This is a genomic window from Streptomyces sp. NPDC107546, assembly GCF_055639175.1.
Genome location: NZ_JBVKBA010000007.1, coordinates 48,203 through 69,324 on the forward strand (window position 1 = coordinate 48,203; position 21,122 = coordinate 69,324).

Consider the following 21,122-nt stretch of genomic DNA (forward strand, 5'->3'; position numbering starts at 1 on the left):
CGACCTAGGGCCTCTCGTCTGGGTCATGCCGACCTGATCCAGACGAAAGACCCTGGTCCCGCGCGGCGTGCCTCAGCCGTGCGAACTCCTCCGCCATCGTCGCCGCCGTCCAATGCGCGTTGAGCCCGCTGGGATTGGGCAGCACCCAGAGACGGCTGGAGCCGATCGTCCGCTCCTGCGGGCCGACACGGGCCATGCGGTCGTCGAAGGCCGCCCGGTACGCGGTCACCCCGACCACGGCCAGGAACTTCGGCCGCAGCCGCTCCACCTTGGCGCGGAGGATCCGTCCGCCCTCGCGGTACTCCTCGGCGGTCAGCTCGTCGGCCCGCGCCGTCGCCCGCGCCACCACGTTCGTGATCCCGAGTCCGTACGACAGCAACTCGGCCTGCTCGGACGGCTGGAACAGCCGCGGGGTGAAGCCCGACAGATGCAGCACGGGCCAGAAGCGGTTGCCGGGGCGGGCGAAGTGATGGCCGGTCGCCGCCGTCATCAACCCCGGGTTGATACCGCAGAAGAGGACGTCGAGGCCGTCCGCGACCACGTCCGGTACCAGACGGTCGCGGGCGGCCTCCAGGTCCGCCGGGGTGAACCGGGTCAGAGGATCGCCCCCGGGGTGTAGCCGGCGGCCTCCGGGTGCTGCTTCACGATCTCCTCGACGCGGGCGACGATCGAGGCGACCTGGTCGGCCGCGGCGCCCGTGAAGGACAGCTTGTCCGCCATCAGCGCGTCGAGCTCGGCGCGGTCCAGCGGGATGCGCTCGTCGGCGGCCAGGCGGTCGAGCAGCTCGTTGCGCTCGGCACCCTGCTCACGCATCGCCAGGGCGCAGGCGACGGCGTTCTCCTTGATCGCCTCGTGCGCGACCTCGCGGCCCACGCCCGCGCGAACCGAGGCCATCAGCACCTTGGTGGTGGCGAGGAACGGCAGGTAGCGGTCCAGCTCCCGCGCGACGACCGCGGGGAAGGCGCCGAACTCGTCGAGCACCGTCAGGAAGGTCTCCAGCAGCCCGTCCAGTGCGAAGAACGCGTCCGGCAGCGCGACCCGGCGCACCACCGAGCAGGACACGTCGCCCTCGTTCCACTGGTCGCCCGCCAGCTCGCCGGTCATCGAGGCGTAGCCGCGCAGGATCACCATCAGGCCGTTGACACGCTCGCAGGAGCGGGTGTTCATCTTGTGCGGCATCGCGGAGGAGCCGACCTGCCCCGGCTTGAAGCCCTCGGTCACCAGCTCGTGGCCGGCCATCAGCCGGATCGTCTTCGCCAGCGACGACGGCGCGGCCGCGAGCTGCACCAGCGCGGTGACGACCTCGTAGTCGAGGGAGCGCGGATAGACCTGGCCGACGGAGGTGAAGGCCTGGGAGAAGCCGAGGTGCTCGGCGATCCGGTGCTCCAGCTCGGCGAGCTTGCCCGCGTCCCCGCCCAGCAGGTCCAGCATGTCCTGTGCCGTACCGACGGGGCCCTTGATGCCGCGCAGCGGGTAGCGGCCGAGCAGCTCCTCGACGCGGCCGTACGCGACGAGCAGCTCGTCGGCGGCCGTGGCGAAACGCTTGCCGAGGGTGGTGGCCTGCGCGGCCACGTTGTGCGAGCGGCCGGCCATGACCAGCTCGCCGTACTCGCCCGCCAGCTTGGCGAGGCGCGCAAGGACGGCCACCGTGCGGTCGCGCATCAGCTCCAGGGAGAGCCGGATCTGCAGCTGCTCGACGTTCTCGGTCAGGTCGCGGGAGGTCATGCCCTTGTGCACCTGCTCGTGCCCGGCGAGCGCGTTGAACTCCTCGATCCGCGCCTTCACGTCGTGCCGGGTGACCTTCTCGCGCTCCGCGATCGAGGCGAGGTCGACCTGGTCGAGCACGCTCTTGTAGTCGGCGATCGCCTCGTCCGGCACCTCGATCCCGAGGTCCTTCTGGGCCCGCAGCACGGCGAGCCAGAGCTGCCGCTCCAGCCTCACCTTCTGCTCGGGGGACCAGAGAGTGGCCAGCTCGACGGAGGCGTAGCGTCCGGCGAGGACGTTCGGGATACGGGGCTTTGCGGGCGCAGCAGTCACGTGTACGGATTCTACTGGCGATTCCTGCAGGCCAGATCCACGGGCCGGTTCGGCGGAACCTACGAGACGGCCGTCACGGAAGGGCTACCCCTTCTTGTCCGCGACCTCGGCCAGGATGTCCGCGTGGCACAGCTCGGGCGCGCACCAGCACGCGAGGGTCTTGCCGCGCAGCTCGGGGACCTGGGCCAGCAGGTCGGGACGGCCCATGAGGTAGTCCCGGTACTTGGCCATCACCTCCTCCCGCGTCCCGTCGTGCTTCTTCTTGGGCGTGTCGATCTGGAAGGGGTTGTACAGCGGGTGCTGGGTGAGGTCCCAGCCGCCCCTGGTGAGGTGGCGGCCGACGTAGACGACGTTCCTCGGCGCGTGTTCCAGCCGGGGGCCGTACTCCTGAAGGCGGCCCTTGAGGTTGATCACCTTGGTGGTCACGTGTGACTCCCTCCGGTGTGGTCCGTACCCCTACCCGACCGGGCCCTCGTACGGCAGCAGTTCCGGACGCTTGGCCGGGCGACCGTCGCCCGAGGAGCGGCCGGTCAGCCGCCGCCCTATCCACGGCAGTAGATGCTGCCGGGTGAAGCGGACGTCCGCGGTCCGGCGGGCGGCCCAGCTCGGCGGCGCGGTCGGGGGCGGCGGTGTGCGCCACTCCGTATCCTCCGCCTCGTACCCGAGCGTCTGCCACACGGCTTCCGCCACCCGGCGGTGCCCCTCGGTCGTCAGATGCAACCGGTCCACGTCCCACAGGCGCGGGTCGGCGAGCGACGGTGCGCCGTACAGGTCGACGACGAGCGCGCCGTGCCGCGCGGCGAGGTCGTCGACACAGGCGAACAGTTCCTCCATACGGGGCCGGAAGCGCTCGAGGACCGGGCCCTGCCGGCCGGGGCTGCGCATCAGGACGAGCTGTTTGCACGACGGGGCGAGCCGCTCCACGGCTTCCGTCAGCAGCGCCCGTACGCGCCCCATGTCGCACTTGGGCCGCAGCGTGTCGTTGAGCCCGCCGACCAGGGTGATCACGTCGGCCCCCATCGCCGCGGCGAGGTCCACCTGCTCGTCGACGATCTGAGCGATCAGCTTGCCGCGCACGGCGAGGTTGGCATACCGGAATCCGGGGGTCCGTGCGGCCATCCGGCCCGCGAGGACATCGGCCCAGCCGCGGTAGGTGCCGTCGGGCAACAGGTCGGACATACCCTCGGTGAAGGAGTCGCCGACGGCGACCAGGCTGGTGTAGGTGGGGTTCGTCTGCATGGCGCCGTAGATGCTATCCCGGCCGTCCCCACTCCATACCCACCGGTCGGTCAGGCGGCGCCGGGCCGCTCGTCGCATGCCCGCCCGCCGCCCCGGCGCAGGGCGGCGGCGAAGCCTTTGCAGGGACCCGGAGCCGCCCGGGATGGCTCCCGGGCGGTCGCGACGGACGCCGCGGCGATCAGGCCGGCCGACGGAATTCCCGGGCGTCAGGCCGGCTGGCCGAACAGCTGGCGCAGCACGTCCTCCATCGTCATCAGGCCCGCGAGGCGGCCGTCCGTGCCCAGGACCGCGGCCAGGTGGGTGCGGCTGCGGCGCATGGCCGTGAGGACGTCGTCCAGCGGGGTGGTCTCGCGCACCCGGGCGATGGGCCGCATGTCCCGCAGCCGGAACGGCACATCCCGCGGTGAGGCGTCCAGGGCGTCCTTGACGTGGAGATAGCCGACGATGCGCCGACCCTCGTCCACCACCGGGAAGCGCGAGAAGCCTGACTGGGCCGACAGCTGCTCCAACTGCTCCGGAGTGACGCCCACGTGCGCGTAGACGACGTGCTCCAGCGGCACCACCACGTCCCGTACGGGCCGTCGGCCGAGGACCAGCGCGTCGTGCAGCCGCTCCTGCGCACGGTCGTCGATGAGCCCCGCCGCGCTGGAGTCCTTGACGAGCCGCACCAGTTCGTCGTCCGAGAACGTGGCCGCGACCTCGTCCCGTGTCTGCACCCGCAGCAGTCGGAGCAGCGCGTTCGCGAACGCGTTCACCGCGAAGATGACCGGGCGCAGCGCCCGGGACATGGCCACCAGCGGCGGGCCGAGCAGCAGGGCCAGCCGCACCGGCTCCGCGAGCGCGACGTTCTTCGGCACCATCTCGCCGAGCAGCATGTGCAGATACGTGGCCAGCGCCAGCGCGATCACGAACGACACGGCACGCCCCGCGCCCTGGGGCACACCCACCGCGTGGAACACCGGCTCCAGCAGATGCTCGATCGCCGGCTCGGCGACCACACCGAGGACCAGGGTGCACAGGGTGATGCCGAGCTGAGCCGCGGCGAGCAGCGCCGACACGTGCTCCAGCCCCCACAGCACGCTGCGCGCCCGCCGCTCGCCCGCCTCGGCGCGCGGCTCGACCTGGCTGCGCCGCACGGAGATCAACGCGAACTCGGCGCCCACGAAGAACGCGTTCGCGACCAGCGTCAACAGACCGATCAGCAACTGGACGACGGTCACCGTTCCCCCTCCTCAAGGGTGCGCGGCGCGTGCATCAGCACGCGCGCGGCCCTGCGTCCCGATGCGTCCACCACGTCCAGCCGCCAGCCGGCCACCTCGACGCGGTCACCCCTGACCGGTATGCGACCCAGTTCCGTCGCGACGAGTCCGGCCAGCGTCTCGTACGGTCCCTCCGGCACCCGGAGCCCCACGCGCGCGAGCTGGTCGACGCGGGCCGAGCCGTCGGCCGAGTACAGCGCCCGGCCGACGGCGTCGATCCCGGCCGACGCCAGGTCGGGCGTCTCGTGCGGATCGTGCTCGTCGCGCACCTCGCCGACGACCTCCTCGACGATGTCCTCCAGCGTGGCGACCCCGGCGGTGCCGCCGTACTCGTCGATGACGACGGCGATGGTGTTCTTGCCGGAGAGCCGGTCCAGCAGCCGGTCGACGGTGAGGGATTCGGGAACGAACAGCGGTTCGCGTATCAGCTGTGCGACGGACCGCAGCGGCCGCTCCTCGGCGGGCACGGTGAGGATGTCCTTGATATGGGCGGTGCCGATGACCGAGTCGAGGCTGCCGCGGTAGACGGGGAACCGTGACAGGCCCGTCGCGCGCGTCGCGTTCGCCACGTCCTCGCAGGTCGCCTGGGCCTCCAGGGCGACGACCTGGACGCGCGGGGTCATCACGTTCTCCGCGGTCAGGTCGGCGAGGTTCAGGGTGCGGACGAACAGCTCGGCGGTGTCCGCCTCCAGAGCGCCCTGTCTCGCGGAGTGCTGGGCGAGCGCCACCAGTTCCTGGGGGCCCCGAGCGGAGGCCAGCTCCTCGGCCGGCTCGAGGCCGAAGCGGCGCACCACGCGGTTGGCCGTGTTGTTCAGATGCGTGATGAAGGGGCGGAACGCGCGGCTGAACCAGCGCTGCGTCCCGCCCACCCGCTTGGCCACGGCCAGCGGCGAGGAGATCGCCCAGTTCTTCGGCACCAGCTCGCCGACCACCATCAGGAACACCGTCGACAGGGCCGTGCCGATGACCAGGGCCACGGACGGGGCCGCCGAGCGGGGCACGCCCAGTGCCTCGAGGGGGCCCGCGATCAGCTTGGCGATCGACGGCTCGGAGAGCATGCCGACCACCAGGTTGGTGACCGTGATCCCGAGCTGCGCGCCGGAGAGCTGGAACGTCAGGTTCCGTACGGCCTTGAGAGCGCCCGCCGCGCCGCGCTCACCGCGCCGCGCGGCATGCTCCAGCTCGCTGCGCTCGACCGTGGTGAGGGAGAACTCCGCCGCGACGAAGACACCGCAGGCCACCGAGAGCAGAACCGCCACCAGCAGGAGGAGCACTTCGGTCATCGGGTCACCTCCGTCCCAGGATCGGCCAGGGGCGCGAGGACCGCGCGATCTCGGGTACTGGGAGGCTCGCCCATGGACGGACGCTCACACCTTTCATGGTGGGACGGGTTGACCCCGACAGGGGGGAAGCTTGGCTCCTCCATGGTAAAGGATCGGCAAAGTAGCTCTTGTGGGTCAGTCGGTGAGCGGCTTGACCCACCTCCGCCAGTGCTCCTCCGGCGCGTACCCGGCCGCCCGCCACGCATGGTGCGCGGTCTCGTTGCGCTGCAGCACCATCGCGTCCCCGCGGCGCCCTCCGAGCCGCACGAACCGCTCCTCCGCCGCGGACAGCAGCGCCGCACCGATGCCCCGCCGCCGTCGCTCCGGATGCACCGCGAGCCGGTACAGATGGCAGCGCCAGCCGTCGAAGCCCGCGATCACCGTGCCGACCAGCCGGCCGTCCTGCTCCGCGAGGATCAGGGCCTCCGGGTCGCGGTCGACGAGCCGCTGCACTCCGTCCCGGTCGTCGCTGATGCTCGTGCCCTCCGCGGCCACCTTCCAGAAGGCCAGCACGGTGTCCAGGTCCTCGGGCCCGGCGGCCCGTATCCGCAGATCACTCATACGGTGATCCGATCACGCCACCGACAAGCAGACCTTCGAATTTCGGCATGCGGACGGAAGGGGACATGGGAGGGAAGGGGACATGGGGGGGAAGGGGACATGGGGGGGAAGGGAACATGGGGGGGAAGGGAACAGGGGACGGAAGGCGCGGGCGGCCCCCGGACGGCTACACGCCGCGCAGCGCCTCGATGACCGGAGCGAACGCCTCCATCGACGGCTCCAGGACGGTCAGGTACGTGAAGCCGTACCGCTCGCGCTGCGCCCGCACCTGCCGGGCGATCTGCTCCAGCGTGCCGATCAGGAAGATGGGCAGTTCCAGGGCCTGTTCCGGCGTCAGGTTCGGCAGGTGCTCCAGCAGGGGGCGCACGGCGGCCTCGCGGTCCTCGGTGACGACGACCCTCTGGATGAGCACGTTCAGCTCGGCGGGCTCGTCGCGGCCCGCCGCGAGCTTGCGGTACAGGCCCACGCGCTCGTCGAGCTGCTCGGCCGTGATCGGCTCCAGCTGTCCCGTCGTGCTCCCCGGCACCGAGCGCGCCCCCGTGAAGGCGGCAATGTCGGCGTGCTCGGCGGTGAGCTTCAGCATCCGGTCGCCGTTGGCGCCGACCAGCAGCGGCACCCGCGGTCGCTGTACGGGGCGCGGCCGGTGGTCCTGCGAGCCCAGCAGCCGGTCCAACTCCTCCACCGTGCGCCGCAGATGGTCCACGCGCTCACGCGGCGAGCCGTACGGCAGCCCCGCCTGCTCGTGCTCCGCCCGGACGTAGCCGGTGCCGAGCCCCAGCTCCAGCCGGCCACCGGTCAGCGCGTCCGTCGTCGCCACCTCGCGGGCCAGCAGCACCGGGTTCCAGAAGCCGGCGTTGAGCACGAACGTCCCCACCCGGGGACGCTCGGTCGCCTCCGCCGCCGCGACCAGCGCCGGGAACGGAGCCGGCCAGCCGAGGTGGTCCGGGACGAGGATGACGTCGTAGCCGATCTCTTCCGCCCGCCGGCACTTGGCGCGCCACTCCGCGGCCGGTGCGGGTTCGAGCATGTTGACGCCGAAGCGGAACGGACGTGGCATGAACTCTCCTCGTCTCGAAGCGACTTGAGTACCCCACGCGATTCCATCACTCGTGCGCGATCGCCGCCAGCACATTCATGCGCGACGCACGCAACGCCGGCAGCAGCGCCGCCACCACCCCCACGACCGCCGACCCCACCATGACGGCGGCGATGGTGCCCCACGGGATCGCCAGCGCCTTCATGCCCTGCAACGCCAGTACCCGCTGTGTGCACAGACCCCACACGATCCCCAGTGCCAGCCCGAGGACGGCGCCGAACACCGCGATCACCACCGACTCCAGCCGGATCATGCGCCGCAACTGCCCCCGGGCCAGTCCGATCGCGCGCAGCAGGCCGATCTCCCGCGTGCGCTCGACGACGGACAGGGCCAGGGTGTTGACGACCCCGAGCACCGCGATGACGATCGCGAGGCCCAGCAACGCGTAGACCAGGTAGAGCAGCACCGCGATCTGGTTGTGCACCAGCTTCTTGTAGTCGGCCTGGTCGCGGGCCTGGACCTGTGGGTAGGGGGCGAGGGTCTTCTCCAGCCGGTCGCGCAACCGGTCCTTTGAGGTGCCGGGTGCCGCGTTCACGAAGAGCGCCGTGTCCTGCCCCTGCGGTACGTACCTCTGGAGCGTCCCCATGCCGAAGAACAGCCCGCCCCGCGTACTGAAGTTGTTCGAACCGGCCTGGTCGGTGAGCGCGCCGACCCTCAGATCGGTGCGGCGTTCGCCCGGGAACCGCACAGGGATCGTGGACCCCAGGCGGACGCCGTGGTCCCTGGCGAACGCCACGTCCATGGCGAGGGCGCCGTCCCCGAGCGCGGTGGCCGTGCCGCCCCGGACGTAGGTGAGGTGGGCGACCTCGTCGAGCCGCCGGTCGAAGGCCGTGGCCGTGGTCGTGATCCGCTCGCCGTCCGGCAGCACGATCGCCACGGGCGTGTACCGCTGCCGGACGACGAGCCCGGCACCCTCCGTGGCACGGACCCGGTCGGTGATCTCCTGGGGGAAGGGCTCGGGTGTTCCCGATCTGCTCTGCACCACGAAGTCCGCGCCCAGCGTCTTGTCGATCTGCTGGTCGAACGACCTGGACATGGACGTGCTCGCCACCGACATCCCGGCCACCAGCGCGAGCCCGACCATCAGGGCGGAGGCGGTGGCCCCGGTGCGGCGCGGATTGCGCAGGGCGTTGCGCTGGCTCATCCGGCCGATCGAGCCGAACAGGGCGGGGAAGGCCGCCCCCAGCACCCGGATCAGCGGACGCACCAGCAGCGGGCCCGCGATCACGGTCGCGACGAGTGTGAGCACCACACCGATGCCGAGCAGCGCGGTGGCGGGCGCGGTCCTCGTCGCCCGGGCGCAGCCCGCCAGCGCGGCCACGCCGAGTGCGCCGACGATCGCCCCCGCCACCGCGCGCAGCGTCAACGGCCGGCCGACACCGGCGACCTCGGCGTCCGCGAGGGCCGCCATGGGGGAGACGCGGGCCGCGCGCCGGGCCGGGAGGTAGGCGGCGACGAAGGTGACGCCGACCCCGACCGCGTAGGCGGCGACGGGAGTGACCCAGCCGATCACCATCTCGGTGGACCTGATGTTCATGCCGAACACGCTCATCAGCCGGATCAGCCCGGCCGCGAGCCCGATCCCCGCGGCCAGCCCCAGCGTCGAGCCGACCAGGCCGAGCAGTAGCGCCTCGGTCAGCACGGACCGGCGCACCTGCCGCCGCTCGGCGCCCAGGGCGCGCAGCAGCCCCAGCTCGCGGGTGCGCTGGGCGATCAGCATCGAGAACGTGTTGACGATGAGGAACACGCCCACCAGCACGGCGATCCCGGCGAAGCCCACCATCACGTACTTGATCACGTCGAGGAACGCGCCGAGCCGGTCGGTGTCGGACTTGGCCTGTTCGGCCGCGGTCCTCAGGTCGTAGGAGGTCGTGCCGATCGTCGCGGCGATCCGCTGCCTGAGCCGTGCGTCACCCACGCCCGGTGCCGCGTCGACGGAGATGCTCGTGGCCACGTCCGGGCGGCCCAGCAGCCTGGTCTGCGCGGTCGGGGTGTCCAGGAAGACCAGGGCGGCGCCAGGGTTGGTGGTGGTGAAGGTGGCGATCCCGGTCACGCGCACCTTGAACGACCCGGGACGGGCGACCACCGTCAGCGTGTCGCCGATCCGCACGTGCTTGTGCCGGGCGGTGTCCGCGTCCAGCAGCGCCTCGCCGGGACCCTGCGGGGCGTGCCCGGACGTGAGCCGAACGGGACTGTGCTTCGTGACGGACCAGTTCCTGGCGATGGTGGGCGCGCCGGTGGTGGGACCCACCGGATCGTTCCTGCGGTCGACGACCGTGATGTTCTGAACGGCGACGTCGGCCTGCGCGGCGGCGACGCCGTCCACCCGGGCCACCCGGGCGGCCAGCGAGGCCGGAAGGGTCGGCGTCGCCCCGGACGGGATCCGGGACGGCAGGTCCTGTCGCGGGCTCACGGTGACATCGGCCGCCGTGGAGGCGAACAGCCGGTCGAATGTCCGGGAGACCGTGTCCGAGAAGATCAGGCTGCCCGCGACGAACGCCACCGACAGGAGCACGGCCAGCGCGGAGAGCGCGAGCCGTCCCTTGTGCGCGAGGAAGCTGCGCAGCGTCGCCTTCAGCATGGTCGCACCAGTCCGACGTCCTCAGTTCTCGCGGCCGGACGCGCCGTCGAAGACCGCCCGGACCGTGTCGAACCGCTTCATGCGCTCCAGCACGGCCTCGGCCGTGGGCCGCTCCATCTCGTCCACGATCCGCCCGTCCGCCAGGAACAGCACCAGATCGGAGTGGGCCGCCGCGCCCGGATCGTGGGTGACCATGACGACGGTCTGTCCCAGTTCGTCCACGGCCCTGCGCAGGAACCCCAGCACCTCGAGCCCCGCCCGGGAGTCCAGGTTGCCCGTCGGCTCGTCCGCGAAGATCAGCTCGGGGCGGGAGGCGAGCGCCCGGGCGCAGGCGACGCGCTGCTGCTGCCCGCCGGACAACTGGGAGGGACGGTGCCCGAGCCGGTCCCGCAGCCCCAGCGTGTCGATCACCTGGTCGAGCCACTCCGGGTCGGGTTTCCTGCCCGCGATGTCCATGGGCAGCGTGATGTTCTCGGCCGCGTTCAGCGTCGGGATCAGATTGAACGACTGGAACATAAAGCCGATCCGGTCCCGGCGCAGGCGCGTCAGCTCGCGGTCCTTCAGGCCCGTGATCTCGGTGTCGCCGAGCCACACCTGGCCCGCCGACACGGTGTCGAGGCCCGCCAGACAGTGCATCAGCGTGGACTTCCCGGAGCCGGAAGGGCCCATCACCGCGGTGAAGCGGCCGCGCGCGATGTCCACGTCGACCGAGTCCAGGGCGAGCACCGCCGTCTCACCCGAGCCGTACGCCTTCGTCAGGCCCCGGGCACGGGCGGCGATCCCGTCCGCCTCCGCGCGCCCCGGGGCGTGCTCCGCTGCAGCAGTGGACAAGAGGGCCTCCTTCGTCGTGGACGTCCCGACGCTTTGGTCTTCCCCGTCCCGGCCGAGCGTAATGTGATGCACCGCACACCGGGTATCCCCCCAGGCCGGGCCGGTCTCCCGATCGCCCTCTTGGCGGTGCCGGCAACCCGGCGCTGGCGTCGAGGTGTTTTGTTTCCGGGGCCGGGTCTCTGTCGGTGGCTCCTGTCAGGGTCCGCGCCGTGACGTCAACCGATCATCTGCTCGCAGTCCTGTGTCACGACGAGGGCGGGCACCGACCTGTGGTGTTGCGCGACTGCGAAACGCGGTGGCGAGGACCGAACCGGGCCATGTGGCGGTCACTGAGTCGGGCGAAGAGTACGGGTCGCTCTTCGGGGCGTTCGTGCCCACTGACAACCCGGCCTGGCGATGATCGATGACTGGGCTGGCGATGTCAGTCACCGTCTCCTGGCGGTCTCGGGCTGATGACTGTCCGCCCGACCACGCGGCTGAGGTCTGGGTGCGGTATTCCTCGCCGGGGCGGACGGTCCGGAGGCGAGCGATGAAGGCCCAGGCGCCATTCGGGCCGCGGACTCGGCTGACGATGGAGCTGCTCCAGCTGCTGCTGCACGTTCCGGCACCGGAGGCTCCAACACGCTGTTCGCGTCCGCGGTCGCCTACGCCCGTCTCGTCGCCGGCGACGTCAAGGTCGTCACCTCACCGGAACAGGTGCGGATCTGGCCCGGCTGGTCAAGAGCGGGGACGCCTCCGTGCACGACATCGCGCAGGAGCTGCGCCAGTGGAGCCTGTGACGGCTACTCTGGGAGGCCCGGCCGCCAGGCGGTGCCCAGCACGCAGTACGAGGTGGGCAGGGGCGGTCCCTTCTCCGGCATGAGCAGCCGCCGGTATGGGCCCAGTTCGAAACCGGCGGCGCGCAGGGCCGCCACCGGGTCCCGGGAGAGGTGGCAGCCGCCGCTGAGCGGGGGCCACACCGTGCGGTCCAGGGCGCGCTGGGCGTACCGCATCACGGGCCCGCCGCCCGCGCCGTGCTCGTAGAAGCGCAGGGTGCCGCCGGGCCGCAGCACCCTGCGCACCTCGCCGAGGGCCCGGGACACGTCCCGCACGCTGCACAGCACCAACGAAAGGACCGCCGCGTCGAAGGCCTCGCTCTTGACCGGCAGCGCCTCCGCCGCGCCCGGCACCACGTCCACCGGGACGTCGGCACGCAGGGCGGCCTCGACCGCCTTGTGCCGCAGCAGCCGCTCCGGTTCGATCGCGACGACCTCGGAGACGGTGCTCGGGTAGTGGGCGAAGTTCAGGCCGTTGCCGGCGCCGATCTCGATGACCCGGCCGGAGAGCCCGGCGAGCAACCGGTCCCGTACGGCGCCCAGTCCGAGGCGCGTCTCGGCGGCGACGCTGAGCCGGGCGTAGGAGCGGGCGAAGATCGGATGGTGCACGGAGTCCCGCGGCACCGCGCGGGAGCGGACGGACCGCAGCGGCATGGAGCACCTCCCGGACAGGACGGGCGTAACCGCATTCTGCCCCGCGCACGTCCCAGGCATCCGCGCCGCGCGGACCCTCGTGCATCCCGGCCGGTCACCGACCGACGCCGACGCGAGCGTCTCCTCGCTCGGCCCAGGAGACGGCCCGCCGGCCTCTACGGCGCGAATCTCGACGCGAAGCTCTCGGCGTCCCACGTCCCGCCCAGTCGGGGCGCCAGCCAGTCGGCGGCCTCGGCCCGGAATGCGGCAGGTGCGCGGGACCCGGCCCCCGCGGGCAGCGCGCCGAGCAGCGGGGTTTCGGTCACCGTCGGAAGGTCCGCCAGGTTGCAGCGGGAGGCGAGGTCAGGGGACTTCGGCCAGCTGCCGATGACCACGCCCGCCGGCTCCAGCTGCCGGCGGCGGAGTTCACGTACCGTCAGCTCCGTCGAGTTCAGCGTGCCGAGGCCCGCCGACGCCACCACCAGCACCGGCGCGTCCAGCAACCGTGCCGCGTCCGCCAGGGTGCCGCCCTCGTCGTCGAACCGCACGAGCAGCCCGCCGGCCCCCTCCACGAGGACCAGGTCGTGCTCGACGGCCAGTTTCGCGGCGGCCTCCGCCACCTCGTGCGGCCGCACGGGCGCCGTCCCTGCCCGCCGGGCGGCCGTCGCGGGCGCCAACGGCTCGGGGTAGCGGGCGAGTTCACGCGTCCTCACGGCCCCCGCGAGCCGGACCACCTCGTCGGCGTCCCCGCGCTCGTCCGGCCCTACCCCCGTCTGCGCGGGCTTGAGCACCGCCACGGACCGCCCGGCGGCGACGGCCACCGCGGCGACGGCGGCCGTCGTGACCGTCTTGCCGATCTCCGTGCCGATCCCTGTGATCACCAGTACCGTCATGTCACCCTTCCCGTGCCGCCGCGCACACCGCGCGCGCGATCCGTGCCACGTCCGCATCCCCGGTCACATACGGCGGCATCGTGTAGACGAGGTCCCGGAACGGCCGCAGCCACACTCCCTCGCGCACCGCGGCCCGGGTCGCCGCCGCCATGTCCACCTCGTGGCCGAGCTGCACGACGCCGATGGCGCCGAGCACCCGCACATCCCGCACCCCCGGCAGGTCCCCCGCCTCGGCGAGTCCCTCCCTGAGGCCCGTCTCGATCCGCTTGACCTCCGAACGCCAGTCCTGGCCGAGCAGCAGGTCCACCGAGGCGCACGCCACGGCGGCCGCGAGCGGGTTGCCCATGAACGTGGGCCCGTGCGCGAGCACCGGCACCTCGCCCCGCGAGATCCCCTCGGCCACCCGAGGCGTGCACAGCGTCGCGGCCATCGTCAGGTAACCGCCGGTCAGCGCCTTGCCCACGCACATCACGTCCGGTGTCACCGCCGCGTGCTCCGCCGCGAACAGCGCGCCCGTACGCCCGAACCCGGTGGCGATCTCGTCGAACACCAGCAGCACGTCGTGCGCGTCGCACGCCTCCCGCAGCACCCGCAGGTACGCGGGGGAGTGGAACCGCATCCCGCCCGCTCCCTGCACCACCGGCTCCACGATCACCGCGGCCAGCTCGTCCGCGTGCCGTTCCACCAGGGCGCGCAGACGCTCCGCGTACCCCTCCTCGTACTCCACCGGCGGCGCGTCGGCGAACACCTGGCGGGGCAGCACGCCCTGCCACAGCTGGTGCATCCCGCCCTCGGGGTCGCACACGGACATCGGCTGCCAGGTGTCGCCGTGGTAGCCGCCGCGCCAGGTCATCAGGCGCCGCTTGCCGGGGCGGCCGAGCGAGCGCCAGTACTGCAGGCACATCTTGACCGCGACCTCGACCGACACCGACCCGGAGTCCGCGAGGAACACATGCTCCAGACCCTCGGGCGCGATGTCGACCAGGAGCTTCGCCAGCCGGACGGCGGGCTCGTGGGTGAGCCCGCCGAACATCACATGGCTCATCCGCGCCAGCTGCTCGCGCGCGGCCTCGTTGAGGACCGGGTGGTTGTAGCCGTGGATCGCCGACCACCAGGACGACATCCCGTCGACCAGCTCTCCCGAGCCGTCCGCGAGCCGCAGCCGCACCCCGCTCGCCGACTCCACGACGAGCGGCTCCTGCCGTCCCGGCATGGGACCGTACGGATGCCAGACGTGCTGCCGGTCCAGCGCCAGCAGCACGTCCACGGGCAGGTCAGGCATTGGGCGCGAGGTCCGTTCCGGCACCGCGACGGCGTACGGCGACCAGGTCCGTACGGGGCTCGTCGACGGACGGCACCGCGGCGGAACCGCACACACCGCCACCCTCGTGGGACCCGCACCCGGCGCCCTCGTGGGACCCGCACCCGGCGCCCTCGTGCGAGCCGCATCCGCCCGTCGCGGCCCGGTGCCCGGGCAGGGTCACCTGGTCCGTGCCCTCCACCTCGAACCCGGCGTCCGCGATCATCTCCAGGTCCGCCTTGCCCGCCTGGCCCTCACTGGTGAGGTAGTCGCCCAGGAAGATGGAGTTGGCCAGATGCAGGGCGAGCGGCTGCAGCGTACGGAGGTGGACCTCGCGGCCGCCCGCGATGCGCACCTCGACGTCCGGGCACACGAAGCGGACCATCGCCAGGATCCGCAGACACCGCTGCGGCGTCAGGTTCCACTCCTTCGCGAGCGGGGTGCCCTCGAACGGGATCAGGAAGTTCACCGGAACGGAGTCCGGGTCCAGCGCACGCAGCGCGAAGACCACGTCGACCAGGTCCTCGTCGCTCTCGCCCATGCCCGCGATGAGACCGGAACAGGCCGACAGGCCGGCGGCGTGCGCCTTTTGCACCGTGTCCACCCGGTCGGCGTAGGTGTGCGTGGTGGTGATGTCCCCGTACGTCCCCTCGGAGGTGTTCAGGTTGTGGTTGTAGGCGTCGGCGCCTGCCGCGCGCAGCCGTTCCGCCTGGCCGTCGGAGAGCAGGCCGAGGCAGGCGCACACCTCGACGCCCTCGTTCTGCTCCTTGATCGTCTTGATGGTGTCGGAGACCCGCTCCACGTCCCGGTCGGTGGGTCCGCGACCGCTGGCGACGAGGCACACCCGCTTCGCGCCGCCCGCCACACCGGCCGCCGCGGCCTGGGAGGCCTCGTCCGGCTTCAGCCAGGTGTACTTGAGGATGTCCGCCTTCGAGCCGAGCCGCTGGGAGCAGTAGGAGCAGTCCTCGGGGCACAGGCCGGACTTGAGGTTGACGAGATAGTTGAGTTTCACCCGTCGGCCGAACCAGTGGCGGCGCACCTTGCCGGCCGCGGCCACCACATCGAGCACGTCGTCGTCGGAAGTGGCGAGAACGGCGAGAGCCTCCTCGCGGGTCGGCGGCTCGCGCCGCAACCCCTTGTCCACCAGCGTGTTCAGCAGGTCCATGAGAGCCGATCCTGTCCTACAGGACCGCCCCGGGCCAAGGAGAGTTTGCACAACAGAGACGGTTCGACGTGTGGGTATTGCCACATCCTGGGCGGCTGATCATCCCGCTAGGGTCTGTGCACTGCCTACAAAACCGCGGAGGAGCCATGGCGTTCGGCTGGATCGACGAGCAGGCACAGGCACGCCGCCGGGCCGGACTGGTCCGCACCCTGCGCCCCCGCGCCGCCGACTCCCCGCTCCTGGACCTCGCGAGCAACGACTACCTGGGCCTCGCCCGTCACCCGGAGGTCATCGAGGGCGCCGCGGAGGCGGCCCGGCGGTGGGGCGGCGGCTCGACCGGCTCGCGGCTCGTCACCGGCACCACCGAGCTGCACGGCGAGCTGGAACGCGAACTGGCCGAGTTCTGCGGCTTCGAGGCGGCTCTCGTCTTCTCCTCCGGGTACGCGGCCAACCTCGCGGCCGTCACCGCGCTCGCCCCGCACGGCTCCCTGATCGTCTCGGACGCGGGCAACCACGCCTCGCTCATCGACGGCTGCCGGCTGGCGCGCGGCACCACCCAGGTCGTCGCGCACGCCGACCCCGACGCCGTGCGCAAGGCGCTCGACACCCATGAAGGGCCCGCGGTCGCGGTGTGCGACACGGTCTTCTCGGTGGACGGCGACGCGGCACCGCTGGCCGAACTGGCGTCCGCCTGCCGCGCCTACGGCGCCGGGCTGGTCGTCGACGACGCGCACGGACTCGGCGTCCTCGGGGCCGGCGGCCGGGGCGCCCCGCACGCGGCCGGGCTCGCGGGCACGCCGGACGTGGTGGCGACGGTGACGCTGTCGAAGTCACTGGGCAGCCAGGGCGGCGCCGTCCTCGGACCGGCGCATGTGATCGACCATCTGGTCAACGCGGCCCGGACGTTCATCTTCGACACCGGGCTCGCCCCGGCCGCGGCGGGCGCGGCACTCGCGGCGCTGCGTCTGCTGCGCCGCGAGCCGGAGCGCGCCGAGCGGGCCCGCACGGTGGCGGCGGCCCTGCACGCCCGTCTCACGGCCGAGGGCCATGAGACGGTGCGTCCGGACGCCGCCGTGGTCTCCGTGCGGGCACCCTCCCCGGAGCAGGCCGTACGGTGGGCGGCCGACTGCCGGGCGGCCGGGGTCGTCGTCGGCTGCTTCCGCCCGCCGTCCGTGCCGGACGGCATCTCACGGCTGCGGCTGACCGCCCGTGCGGATCTCACCGATGGGCAGGTCGAGCACGCCGTGCGGGTGATCGGCGAGACGCGACCGTGAGTCGGCGAGACGCGACCGTGAGTCGGCGAGACGGCCGTGCATCGCGCGTCACGGGGACCTGACCCGTACGCCGTCGTACGGAGGCGGTCCCACGGAAGTGCCCTTGGCGAAGCGACCCGGAATGTGGCTCGAAATCGGCTCACTCACCGCCGATTTCCGCCGATGGACGTGGTCAGTTCAGCCCTTTCAGGAACTCCTTCCACGCTTCGGGGCTGAACGTCAGGGCCGGCCCGGTCACCCTCTTGGAGTCGCGTACGGCCACCCGTCCGGCCCAGGGACCGGGGCCCGGACGGGCGGTCTCGACGCAGTTGTTCATTCCCGTACTACGGCTGCTGCGCAACCACCGCACACCGTCGAGACAGGTGCTGGAAGGGATGTGGGGGGCTGACATGGTGCCTCCTTACGCGTCGCCGGCCAACGCGGCGATGTAATCCAACGATTCCTCGGGCGAAAGGGCGTGGATCTGAAGGGACGTGAAGGCCTCGCTGTAGGCCTGGAGGTCTTCTTTCCGCTCGAGATAGAGGCTACTCGTCAAGTGGTCGAGAACGACTACATCCAGATCGGATCTGCTCGGAAATGAGAAGATAACGAAAGGCCCGGTGATGCCGATGTGGGCCCCGGCGGTGAACGGCAGGATCTGGAGCCGTACTTGGGGCAGCCGGGCCGCCTCCAGCAGGCGCCTCAGCTGCCGCGCCATGACCCCCGGCCCGCCGATCTCCCGCCGCAGCACCGCCTCGTCCAGGACCGCGCTCAGTTCCAGCGGGGGATCCGCGCGCAGCACGTCCTGGCGGGCCAGCCGCACCTCCACCAGGGCGTCCAGCTTGGCGTCCTCCAGGGTGCCGACGGCCGCCCGGGTCACGGCCCGGGCGTACTCGGGCGTCTGCAGCAGGCCCGGCACCACGGACGTCTCCAGGGTGCGCATGCCGCTCGCCTGGGACTCCAGGCTGATGAAATCCCGGTAGGTCGGCGGCAGCACGCCGCGGTAGGCGTGCCACCAGTTCTGCCGGCCGCCGCCGTCCTCCGAGCCCGCCAGTACCAGCAGCAGGTCCCGCAACTCGGGGTCCTGGACGCCGTACGCGTCCAGCAGCAGGCGTACGTCCGCCGGCTTGACCCCGCTGGAGCCCGTCTCGATCCGGCTCACCTTCGACTGGTGCCAGCCGACGAGGCCGGCCGCCTCCCCGCTCGTGAGCCCCTTCCGGGCGCGCAGGGCGCGCAATTCGGCGCCGAGCTTGCGGCGGCGCACCGCTGGTCCGTACTGCATGGCCGACTCCTTCCGCACGGCGCGCTGTCTCACGGCGAGACGGTAGAGGATGAGCCCGAGCGCACCCCAAACTCGCTCGGTCGTCGCAGAGTTCACCGCTTCGAGCGACAGATATATGCATATCGCGGGGGATCGGGCCCGACAGAGCCCAGGTGGTGGCAGGCTGGCGCGCAGCACCAAGTCCGGGACCGTTACTCAAACCAACCGCTCCGTGTCGGACTCCGGTCCCGTGGGAAAGGGACGACGTCGCCATGGCAGACCATCAGGAAGCATCCGTCACTCTGCCGAGCGATCCCGCCTCGGTCTCCACCGCCCGAAAATACGTCTCGAGCGTTCTCGTCGAATGGGGAATGCCCGGCGACGCCGAAGTCGCCGACACCGTCCGCCTGATCGTGTCCGAACTCGCCACCAACGCCGTGCAGCACACCCTCGGGCAGTCGCCCACCTTCACGGTCGACATCGCACTCGACCGGGACGAGTTACTGCGCATCGGGGTCACCGACAGCCACCCGCGCTTCCCCAAGCGCCTACCGGCTGCAGTGCAGCAGGACAACGGGCGGGGCATGGTGATCATCCGGTGTCTGACCGCCGAGTGCGGCGGGAGGCTCAGCGTGCGGCCCACGCGCGAGGGCGGCAAGACGGTCGCGATCGAACTGCCGTGGACCAAGCCGATGCAGCCGGTCGCGGCATCACCGGGACCGGGAGAGGCGTGAACGGTGCCGACGCCGGGCCGCCGAGGTGCGTACCACGGCCGAGGGACAGGCGGTCACCGAAGCCCCTCGGGCGGCTCTCGGCCCGCCGAGTGCTCCGACCCTCCGGAAGCCCGCCGTGGTGCGACGACCGCGCGCCGCACCACCCAGGGCAGGACGCGCCACAGCCCCACGCACACCAGCAGCGTTCCCGCGCCGGCCGCGATCCCGGCCGCGCGGCCGAGGGACACGTCCACCACCAGCAGGACCGATCCGGTGAACGCCAGCATCAGCACGCCCATCCCGATCGTGGCCAGACGGGAGGAGACCTTCACGATGGCGGCCTTGGCGTTCTGCTGGAACAGCGACCGGTGCAGTGCGGCGGGCGCCGTGAACAGGGCCGCGGCCAGCATGGCGAGCAGGAGCGTCGTCACATAGGTGGCGCGCTGGACCGTGTCCAGGGTCGGGAAGCGCTGGGTGAAGGCCAGCGTCAGCAGGAACGCGAACAGGATCTGCACCCCTGTCTGGGTGACACGCAGCTCCTGCAGCAACTCGGAGAAGTTGCGGTCGGCACGCTCCAGGGGGGTCTCGCGTCGTGCCTGTTCGGGAGGTCGATCGGCCATGGTCAACGAGTATCCGCTTCCCCTCTCCTCACGCCCGTCCCGGGGCGTCCGCACCGGTGCGTCCGTTCCTGGGGGACGGGCGGGCGCGCGCCCGCGACACGGTCGCGCGCCGCGATGGGGGTTTTTCAGCGCCCTGTGCGCCGTGTGCACCCCTGTGCGAGCTGTGCGCCCTCGTGCCCTTGCGCCAGGCGGGGCTGGAGTGCGTCGTGGGGTGACGGCGGACAACCGCCGTCACCCCGCCGTACGGCCTCAGCGGACGCGGCCGTACCAGACGCTCTTCGTCCAGATCTTCTCCAGCCTGACGACCGCCCCGGTCTTCGGGGAGTGCCAGATCTTGCCCTTCCCGGCGTAGATGCCGACGTGGTAGACGTTCCGGCCCGAGTGGAAGAACACCAGGTCCCCGGCCTGCCGCTGGGCGGCGGAGATGTGCCACGTCTTGTTGTACTGCGCCGCCGCCGTCCGGGGCAGGGTCTTGCCCGCCTTCTTGAACGCGTACACCGTCAGCCCGGAGCAGTCGAAGCGACGCGGCCCTGCGGCGCCGTACTGGTAGGGGGATCCCTTCTTGGACGCCGCGACCTGCAGTGCCTTCGTCGCCGGGGCCGCGGCGGAGGCGTCGGAGGCGATGCCGGGAACCGCGATGCTGCCGCCGACGGCGGCGATGGTGAGGGCGGAGGCCGTTCCGGCCCGGCCCAGCAGCGACGGGACTCGATTGAGCGCAGTCATGCGCAACCCTTCGTCAGCCGCCTGTGAAGGATGACCTGTCGGATTCGGACTGGCGAAGTAGCCCGGCCGCTGACGCGGCTTCACCCCAAGGGCCGCCCGGATCTCTCCGGCGGCCCGCCTTGCTGGGTCCTCCACTCCTGCCGATCCACTCCTGTCGACCTGTCATCCGGACGGCGGCAGGACTCGGCGTCCGCCCGGACCGCCCCGCCGCGGTGGCGGGGGCTTGTCGTCAGGAAGGGATCTTCACCTAAAGGCGTCGGAAAATCACAACGGAATCGGGGCTTTGTGGCATTACTCACCACTCGCCCGTTCGGGTGGACAACCTTTTGTTCGAAGGGCGTTGAGGGGGTGGACGAGGCCCGGACCTGCACCGGAGCAGATCATTCCGCCCTGGCGCTCCACACGTTGTGCGACTTCTCCGGGCTCCGGGGAGGAGAGAGAACTACCCAGCCGGCGGTACCCCGTTCGGCCTGCTCGGGCAATCGCGCGCCGCACGTGGAGGGCTCACTTTCCGTCAGCCGGGGTCCGGCGGCACGGTGACGCGGGCCGCGCGGCGCTCGCCGTCGAGGACGCGGAGGGCCCGGGCGAGGGTGGGACCGTGCAGCTCGTCCTCCCCGCGCTGGTGCATCAGCGTCAGCGCCTCGCGCAGCGCGGTCGCCTTGGTCACCAGGGCCTGGGCGGCGCGCAGACCACGGTAGGTGTCCCCGGAGTGTGCCGGGTTGATACGGCCGAGCAGGTCGACCACGTCGAGATAACGGTCGATCAACTCCGCCTCGGCCCGGGTCAGCGCGGGCAGCGGGGGCAGTTCCGGTGGCAGCAT

The 21,122-nt window shown here is 71.8% G+C and carries 21 protein-coding genes and 1 pseudogene; 3 read left to right on the plus strand and 19 right to left on the minus strand.

From position 1 onward, the window contains the following. Nucleotides 1-4 precede the first annotated feature (4 nt). The 10 genes from mug to ACZ7L1_RS12405 all read right to left on the minus strand — a co-directional run bounded on the left by mug (nucleotide 5) and on the right by ACZ7L1_RS12405 (nucleotide 10,926). Entirely contained in the window at nucleotides 5-598 is a 594-nt protein-coding gene (gene mug, locus ACZ7L1_RS12360; RefSeq protein WP_471436930.1) for a G/U mismatch-specific DNA glycosylase, read from the minus strand. Continuing rightward, nucleotides 595-2,037 (minus strand): adenylosuccinate lyase, encoded by a 1,443-nt coding sequence (gene purB, locus ACZ7L1_RS12365; protein ID WP_471436500.1) that lies wholly within the window; start codon nucleotides 2,035-2,037, stop codon nucleotides 595-597. Before purB ends, mug begins: the two co-directional genes overlap by 4 nt. An 84-nt stretch (nucleotides 2,038-2,121) precedes the next feature. Then, entirely contained in the window at nucleotides 2,122-2,463 is a 342-nt protein-coding gene (locus ACZ7L1_RS12370) for a DUF4326 domain-containing protein (protein WP_471436502.1), read from the minus strand. A 30-nt stretch (nucleotides 2,464-2,493) separates the two neighbouring features. Further along, the gene (locus ACZ7L1_RS12375) at nucleotides 2,494-3,276 is read right to left on the minus strand and encodes an SGNH/GDSL hydrolase family protein (RefSeq protein ID WP_471436504.1); all 783 of its coding nucleotides are present in this window, start codon (nucleotides 3,274-3,276) and stop codon (nucleotides 2,494-2,496) included. A gap of 206 nt (nucleotides 3,277-3,482) precedes the next feature. Next, nucleotides 3,483-4,496 carry a hemolysin family protein gene (locus ACZ7L1_RS12380; RefSeq protein ID WP_471436505.1) on the minus strand — a complete coding sequence of 338 codons (1,014 nt, stop codon included), beginning with the start codon at nucleotides 4,494-4,496 and terminating at the stop codon, nucleotides 3,483-3,485. Next, on the minus strand, nucleotides 4,493-5,818 hold the full coding sequence (locus ACZ7L1_RS12385) for a hemolysin family protein (protein WP_471436507.1): 1,326 nt from the start codon (nucleotides 5,816-5,818) through the stop codon (nucleotides 4,493-4,495). Before ACZ7L1_RS12385 ends, ACZ7L1_RS12380 begins: the two co-directional genes overlap by 4 nt. Before the next feature lie 174 nt (nucleotides 5,819-5,992). Continuing rightward, nucleotides 5,993-6,418: a GNAT family N-acetyltransferase gene (locus tag ACZ7L1_RS12390; RefSeq protein ID WP_471436509.1), complete on the minus strand. Its 426-nt coding sequence runs from the start codon at nucleotides 6,416-6,418 to the stop codon at nucleotides 5,993-5,995. Between the two features lie 166 nt (nucleotides 6,419-6,584). Further along, nucleotides 6,585-7,475, minus strand: coding sequence for an LLM class F420-dependent oxidoreductase (locus ACZ7L1_RS12395; RefSeq protein WP_471436510.1), 891 nt, complete (start codon nucleotides 7,473-7,475; stop codon nucleotides 6,585-6,587). A 46-nt stretch (nucleotides 7,476-7,521) separates the two neighbouring features. Then, nucleotides 7,522-10,095 (minus strand): ABC transporter permease, encoded by a 2,574-nt coding sequence (locus ACZ7L1_RS12400; protein ID WP_471436512.1) that lies wholly within the window; start codon nucleotides 10,093-10,095, stop codon nucleotides 7,522-7,524. 21 nt (nucleotides 10,096-10,116) lie between these two features. After that, nucleotides 10,117-10,926: an ABC transporter ATP-binding protein gene (locus tag ACZ7L1_RS12405; RefSeq protein WP_471436514.1), complete on the minus strand. Its 810-nt coding sequence runs from the start codon at nucleotides 10,924-10,926 to the stop codon at nucleotides 10,117-10,119. A gap of 577 nt (nucleotides 10,927-11,503) precedes the next feature. Here ACZ7L1_RS12405 and ACZ7L1_RS12410 point away from each other — a divergent pair. After that, a pseudogene (locus ACZ7L1_RS12410) lies at nucleotides 11,504-11,705 on the plus strand (fic family toxin-antitoxin system, toxin component); the annotation flags it as partial. Between the two features lie 3 nt (nucleotides 11,706-11,708). On the opposite strand, the gene ACZ7L1_RS12415 reads toward ACZ7L1_RS12410, so the two are convergent. The 4 genes from ACZ7L1_RS12415 to bioB form a co-directional block, all read right to left on the minus strand. Continuing rightward, complete coding sequence (locus ACZ7L1_RS12415) at nucleotides 11,709-12,395, minus strand: class I SAM-dependent methyltransferase (protein ID WP_471436516.1); 687 nt, start codon at nucleotides 12,393-12,395, stop codon at nucleotides 11,709-11,711. A gap of 155 nt (nucleotides 12,396-12,550) precedes the next feature. Next, nucleotides 12,551-13,267: a dethiobiotin synthase gene (bioD, locus tag ACZ7L1_RS12420; protein ID WP_471436517.1), complete on the minus strand. Its 717-nt coding sequence runs from the start codon at nucleotides 13,265-13,267 to the stop codon at nucleotides 12,551-12,553. Between the two features lies 1 nt (nucleotide 13,268). Continuing rightward, nucleotides 13,269-14,549 (minus strand): adenosylmethionine--8-amino-7-oxononanoate transaminase, encoded by a 1,281-nt coding sequence (locus ACZ7L1_RS12425; protein ID WP_471436519.1) that lies wholly within the window; start codon nucleotides 14,547-14,549, stop codon nucleotides 13,269-13,271. Next, a complete protein-coding gene (gene bioB / locus ACZ7L1_RS12430; RefSeq protein WP_471436520.1) occupies nucleotides 14,542-15,732 on the minus strand; it encodes a biotin synthase BioB in 1,191 nt (396 codons plus the stop codon). Before bioB ends, ACZ7L1_RS12425 begins: the two co-directional genes overlap by 8 nt. Before the next feature lie 146 nt (nucleotides 15,733-15,878). On the opposite strand from bioB, the gene ACZ7L1_RS12435 reads away from it, so the two are divergent. Further along, the gene (locus ACZ7L1_RS12435; protein ID WP_471436522.1) at nucleotides 15,879-17,006 is read left to right on the plus strand and encodes an 8-amino-7-oxononanoate synthase; all 1,128 of its coding nucleotides are present in this window, start codon (nucleotides 15,879-15,881) and stop codon (nucleotides 17,004-17,006) included. Between the two features lie 172 nt (nucleotides 17,007-17,178). Here the strand turns inward: ACZ7L1_RS12435 and ACZ7L1_RS12440 are convergent, their stop codons facing one another. Beyond that, nucleotides 17,179-17,397 (minus strand): DUF397 domain-containing protein, encoded by a 219-nt coding sequence (locus tag ACZ7L1_RS12440; protein WP_471436523.1) that lies wholly within the window; start codon nucleotides 17,395-17,397, stop codon nucleotides 17,179-17,181. 9 nt (nucleotides 17,398-17,406) lie between these two features. After that, complete coding sequence (locus tag ACZ7L1_RS12445; protein WP_471436525.1) at nucleotides 17,407-18,267, minus strand: helix-turn-helix domain-containing protein; 861 nt, start codon at nucleotides 18,265-18,267, stop codon at nucleotides 17,407-17,409. A 251-nt stretch (nucleotides 18,268-18,518) separates the two neighbouring features. Between ACZ7L1_RS12445 and ACZ7L1_RS12450 the strand changes: the two genes are divergently transcribed. Continuing rightward, entirely contained in the window at nucleotides 18,519-18,980 is a 462-nt protein-coding gene (locus tag ACZ7L1_RS12450) for an ATP-binding protein (protein WP_471436527.1), read from the plus strand. A 53-nt stretch (nucleotides 18,981-19,033) separates the two neighbouring features. On the opposite strand, the gene ACZ7L1_RS12455 is transcribed toward ACZ7L1_RS12450, so the two are convergent. From ACZ7L1_RS12455 to ACZ7L1_RS12465, 3 genes are all read right to left on the minus strand, one after another. Then, nucleotides 19,034-19,579: a DUF6328 family protein gene (locus ACZ7L1_RS12455; RefSeq protein WP_471436528.1), complete on the minus strand. Its 546-nt coding sequence runs from the start codon at nucleotides 19,577-19,579 to the stop codon at nucleotides 19,034-19,036. A gap of 249 nt (nucleotides 19,580-19,828) precedes the next feature. Next, nucleotides 19,829-20,302: a C40 family peptidase gene (locus ACZ7L1_RS12460; protein WP_471436530.1), complete on the minus strand. Its 474-nt coding sequence runs from the start codon at nucleotides 20,300-20,302 to the stop codon at nucleotides 19,829-19,831. A 514-nt stretch (nucleotides 20,303-20,816) separates the two neighbouring features. Further along, nucleotides 20,817-21,122, minus strand: a complete 306-nt coding sequence (locus tag ACZ7L1_RS12465; RefSeq protein WP_471436531.1) for a hypothetical protein — start codon at nucleotides 21,120-21,122, stop codon at nucleotides 20,817-20,819.

Coding starts and splice junctions, on each gene's coding strand:
- ACZ7L1_RS12415 (WP_471436516.1), bottom strand. CDS start 12,395: ATGCCGCTGCGGTCCGTCCGCTCCCGCGCGGTGCCGCGGGACTCCGTG.
- ACZ7L1_RS12460 (WP_471436530.1), bottom strand. CDS start 20,302: ATGACTGCGCTCAATCGAGTCCCGTCGCTGCTGGGCCGGGCCGGAACG.
- ACZ7L1_RS12400 (WP_471436512.1), bottom strand. CDS start 10,095: ATGCTGAAGGCGACGCTGCGCAGCTTCCTCGCGCACAAGGGACGGCTC.
- ACZ7L1_RS12440 (WP_471436523.1), bottom strand. CDS start 17,397: ATGTCAGCCCCCCACATCCCTTCCAGCACCTGTCTCGACGGTGTGCGG.
- ACZ7L1_RS12455 (WP_471436528.1), bottom strand. CDS start 19,579: ATGGCCGATCGACCTCCCGAACAGGCACGACGCGAGACCCCCCTGGAG.
- bioB (WP_471436520.1), bottom strand. CDS start 15,732: ATGGACCTGCTGAACACGCTGGTGGACAAGGGGTTGCGGCGCGAGCCG.
- ACZ7L1_RS12375 (WP_471436504.1), bottom strand. CDS start 3,276: ATGCAGACGAACCCCACCTACACCAGCCTGGTCGCCGTCGGCGACTCC.
- ACZ7L1_RS12450 (WP_471436527.1), top strand. CDS start 18,519: ATGGCAGACCATCAGGAAGCATCCGTCACTCTGCCGAGCGATCCCGCC.
- ACZ7L1_RS12390 (WP_471436509.1), bottom strand. CDS start 6,418: ATGAGTGATCTGCGGATACGGGCCGCCGGGCCCGAGGACCTGGACACC.
- ACZ7L1_RS12445 (WP_471436525.1), bottom strand. CDS start 18,267: ATGCAGTACGGACCAGCGGTGCGCCGCCGCAAGCTCGGCGCCGAATTG.
- ACZ7L1_RS12435 (WP_471436522.1), top strand. CDS start 15,879: ATGGCGTTCGGCTGGATCGACGAGCAGGCACAGGCACGCCGCCGGGCC.
- ACZ7L1_RS12465 (WP_471436531.1), bottom strand. CDS start 21,122: ATGCTGCCACCGGAACTGCCCCCGCTGCCCGCGCTGACCCGGGCCGAG.
- ACZ7L1_RS12385 (WP_471436507.1), bottom strand. CDS start 5,818: ATGACCGAAGTGCTCCTCCTGCTGGTGGCGGTTCTGCTCTCGGTGGCC.
- ACZ7L1_RS12425 (WP_471436519.1), bottom strand. CDS start 14,549: ATGCCTGACCTGCCCGTGGACGTGCTGCTGGCGCTGGACCGGCAGCAC.
- ACZ7L1_RS12395 (WP_471436510.1), bottom strand. CDS start 7,475: ATGCCACGTCCGTTCCGCTTCGGCGTCAACATGCTCGAACCCGCACCG.
- bioD (WP_471436517.1), bottom strand. CDS start 13,267: ATGACGGTACTGGTGATCACAGGGATCGGCACGGAGATCGGCAAGACG.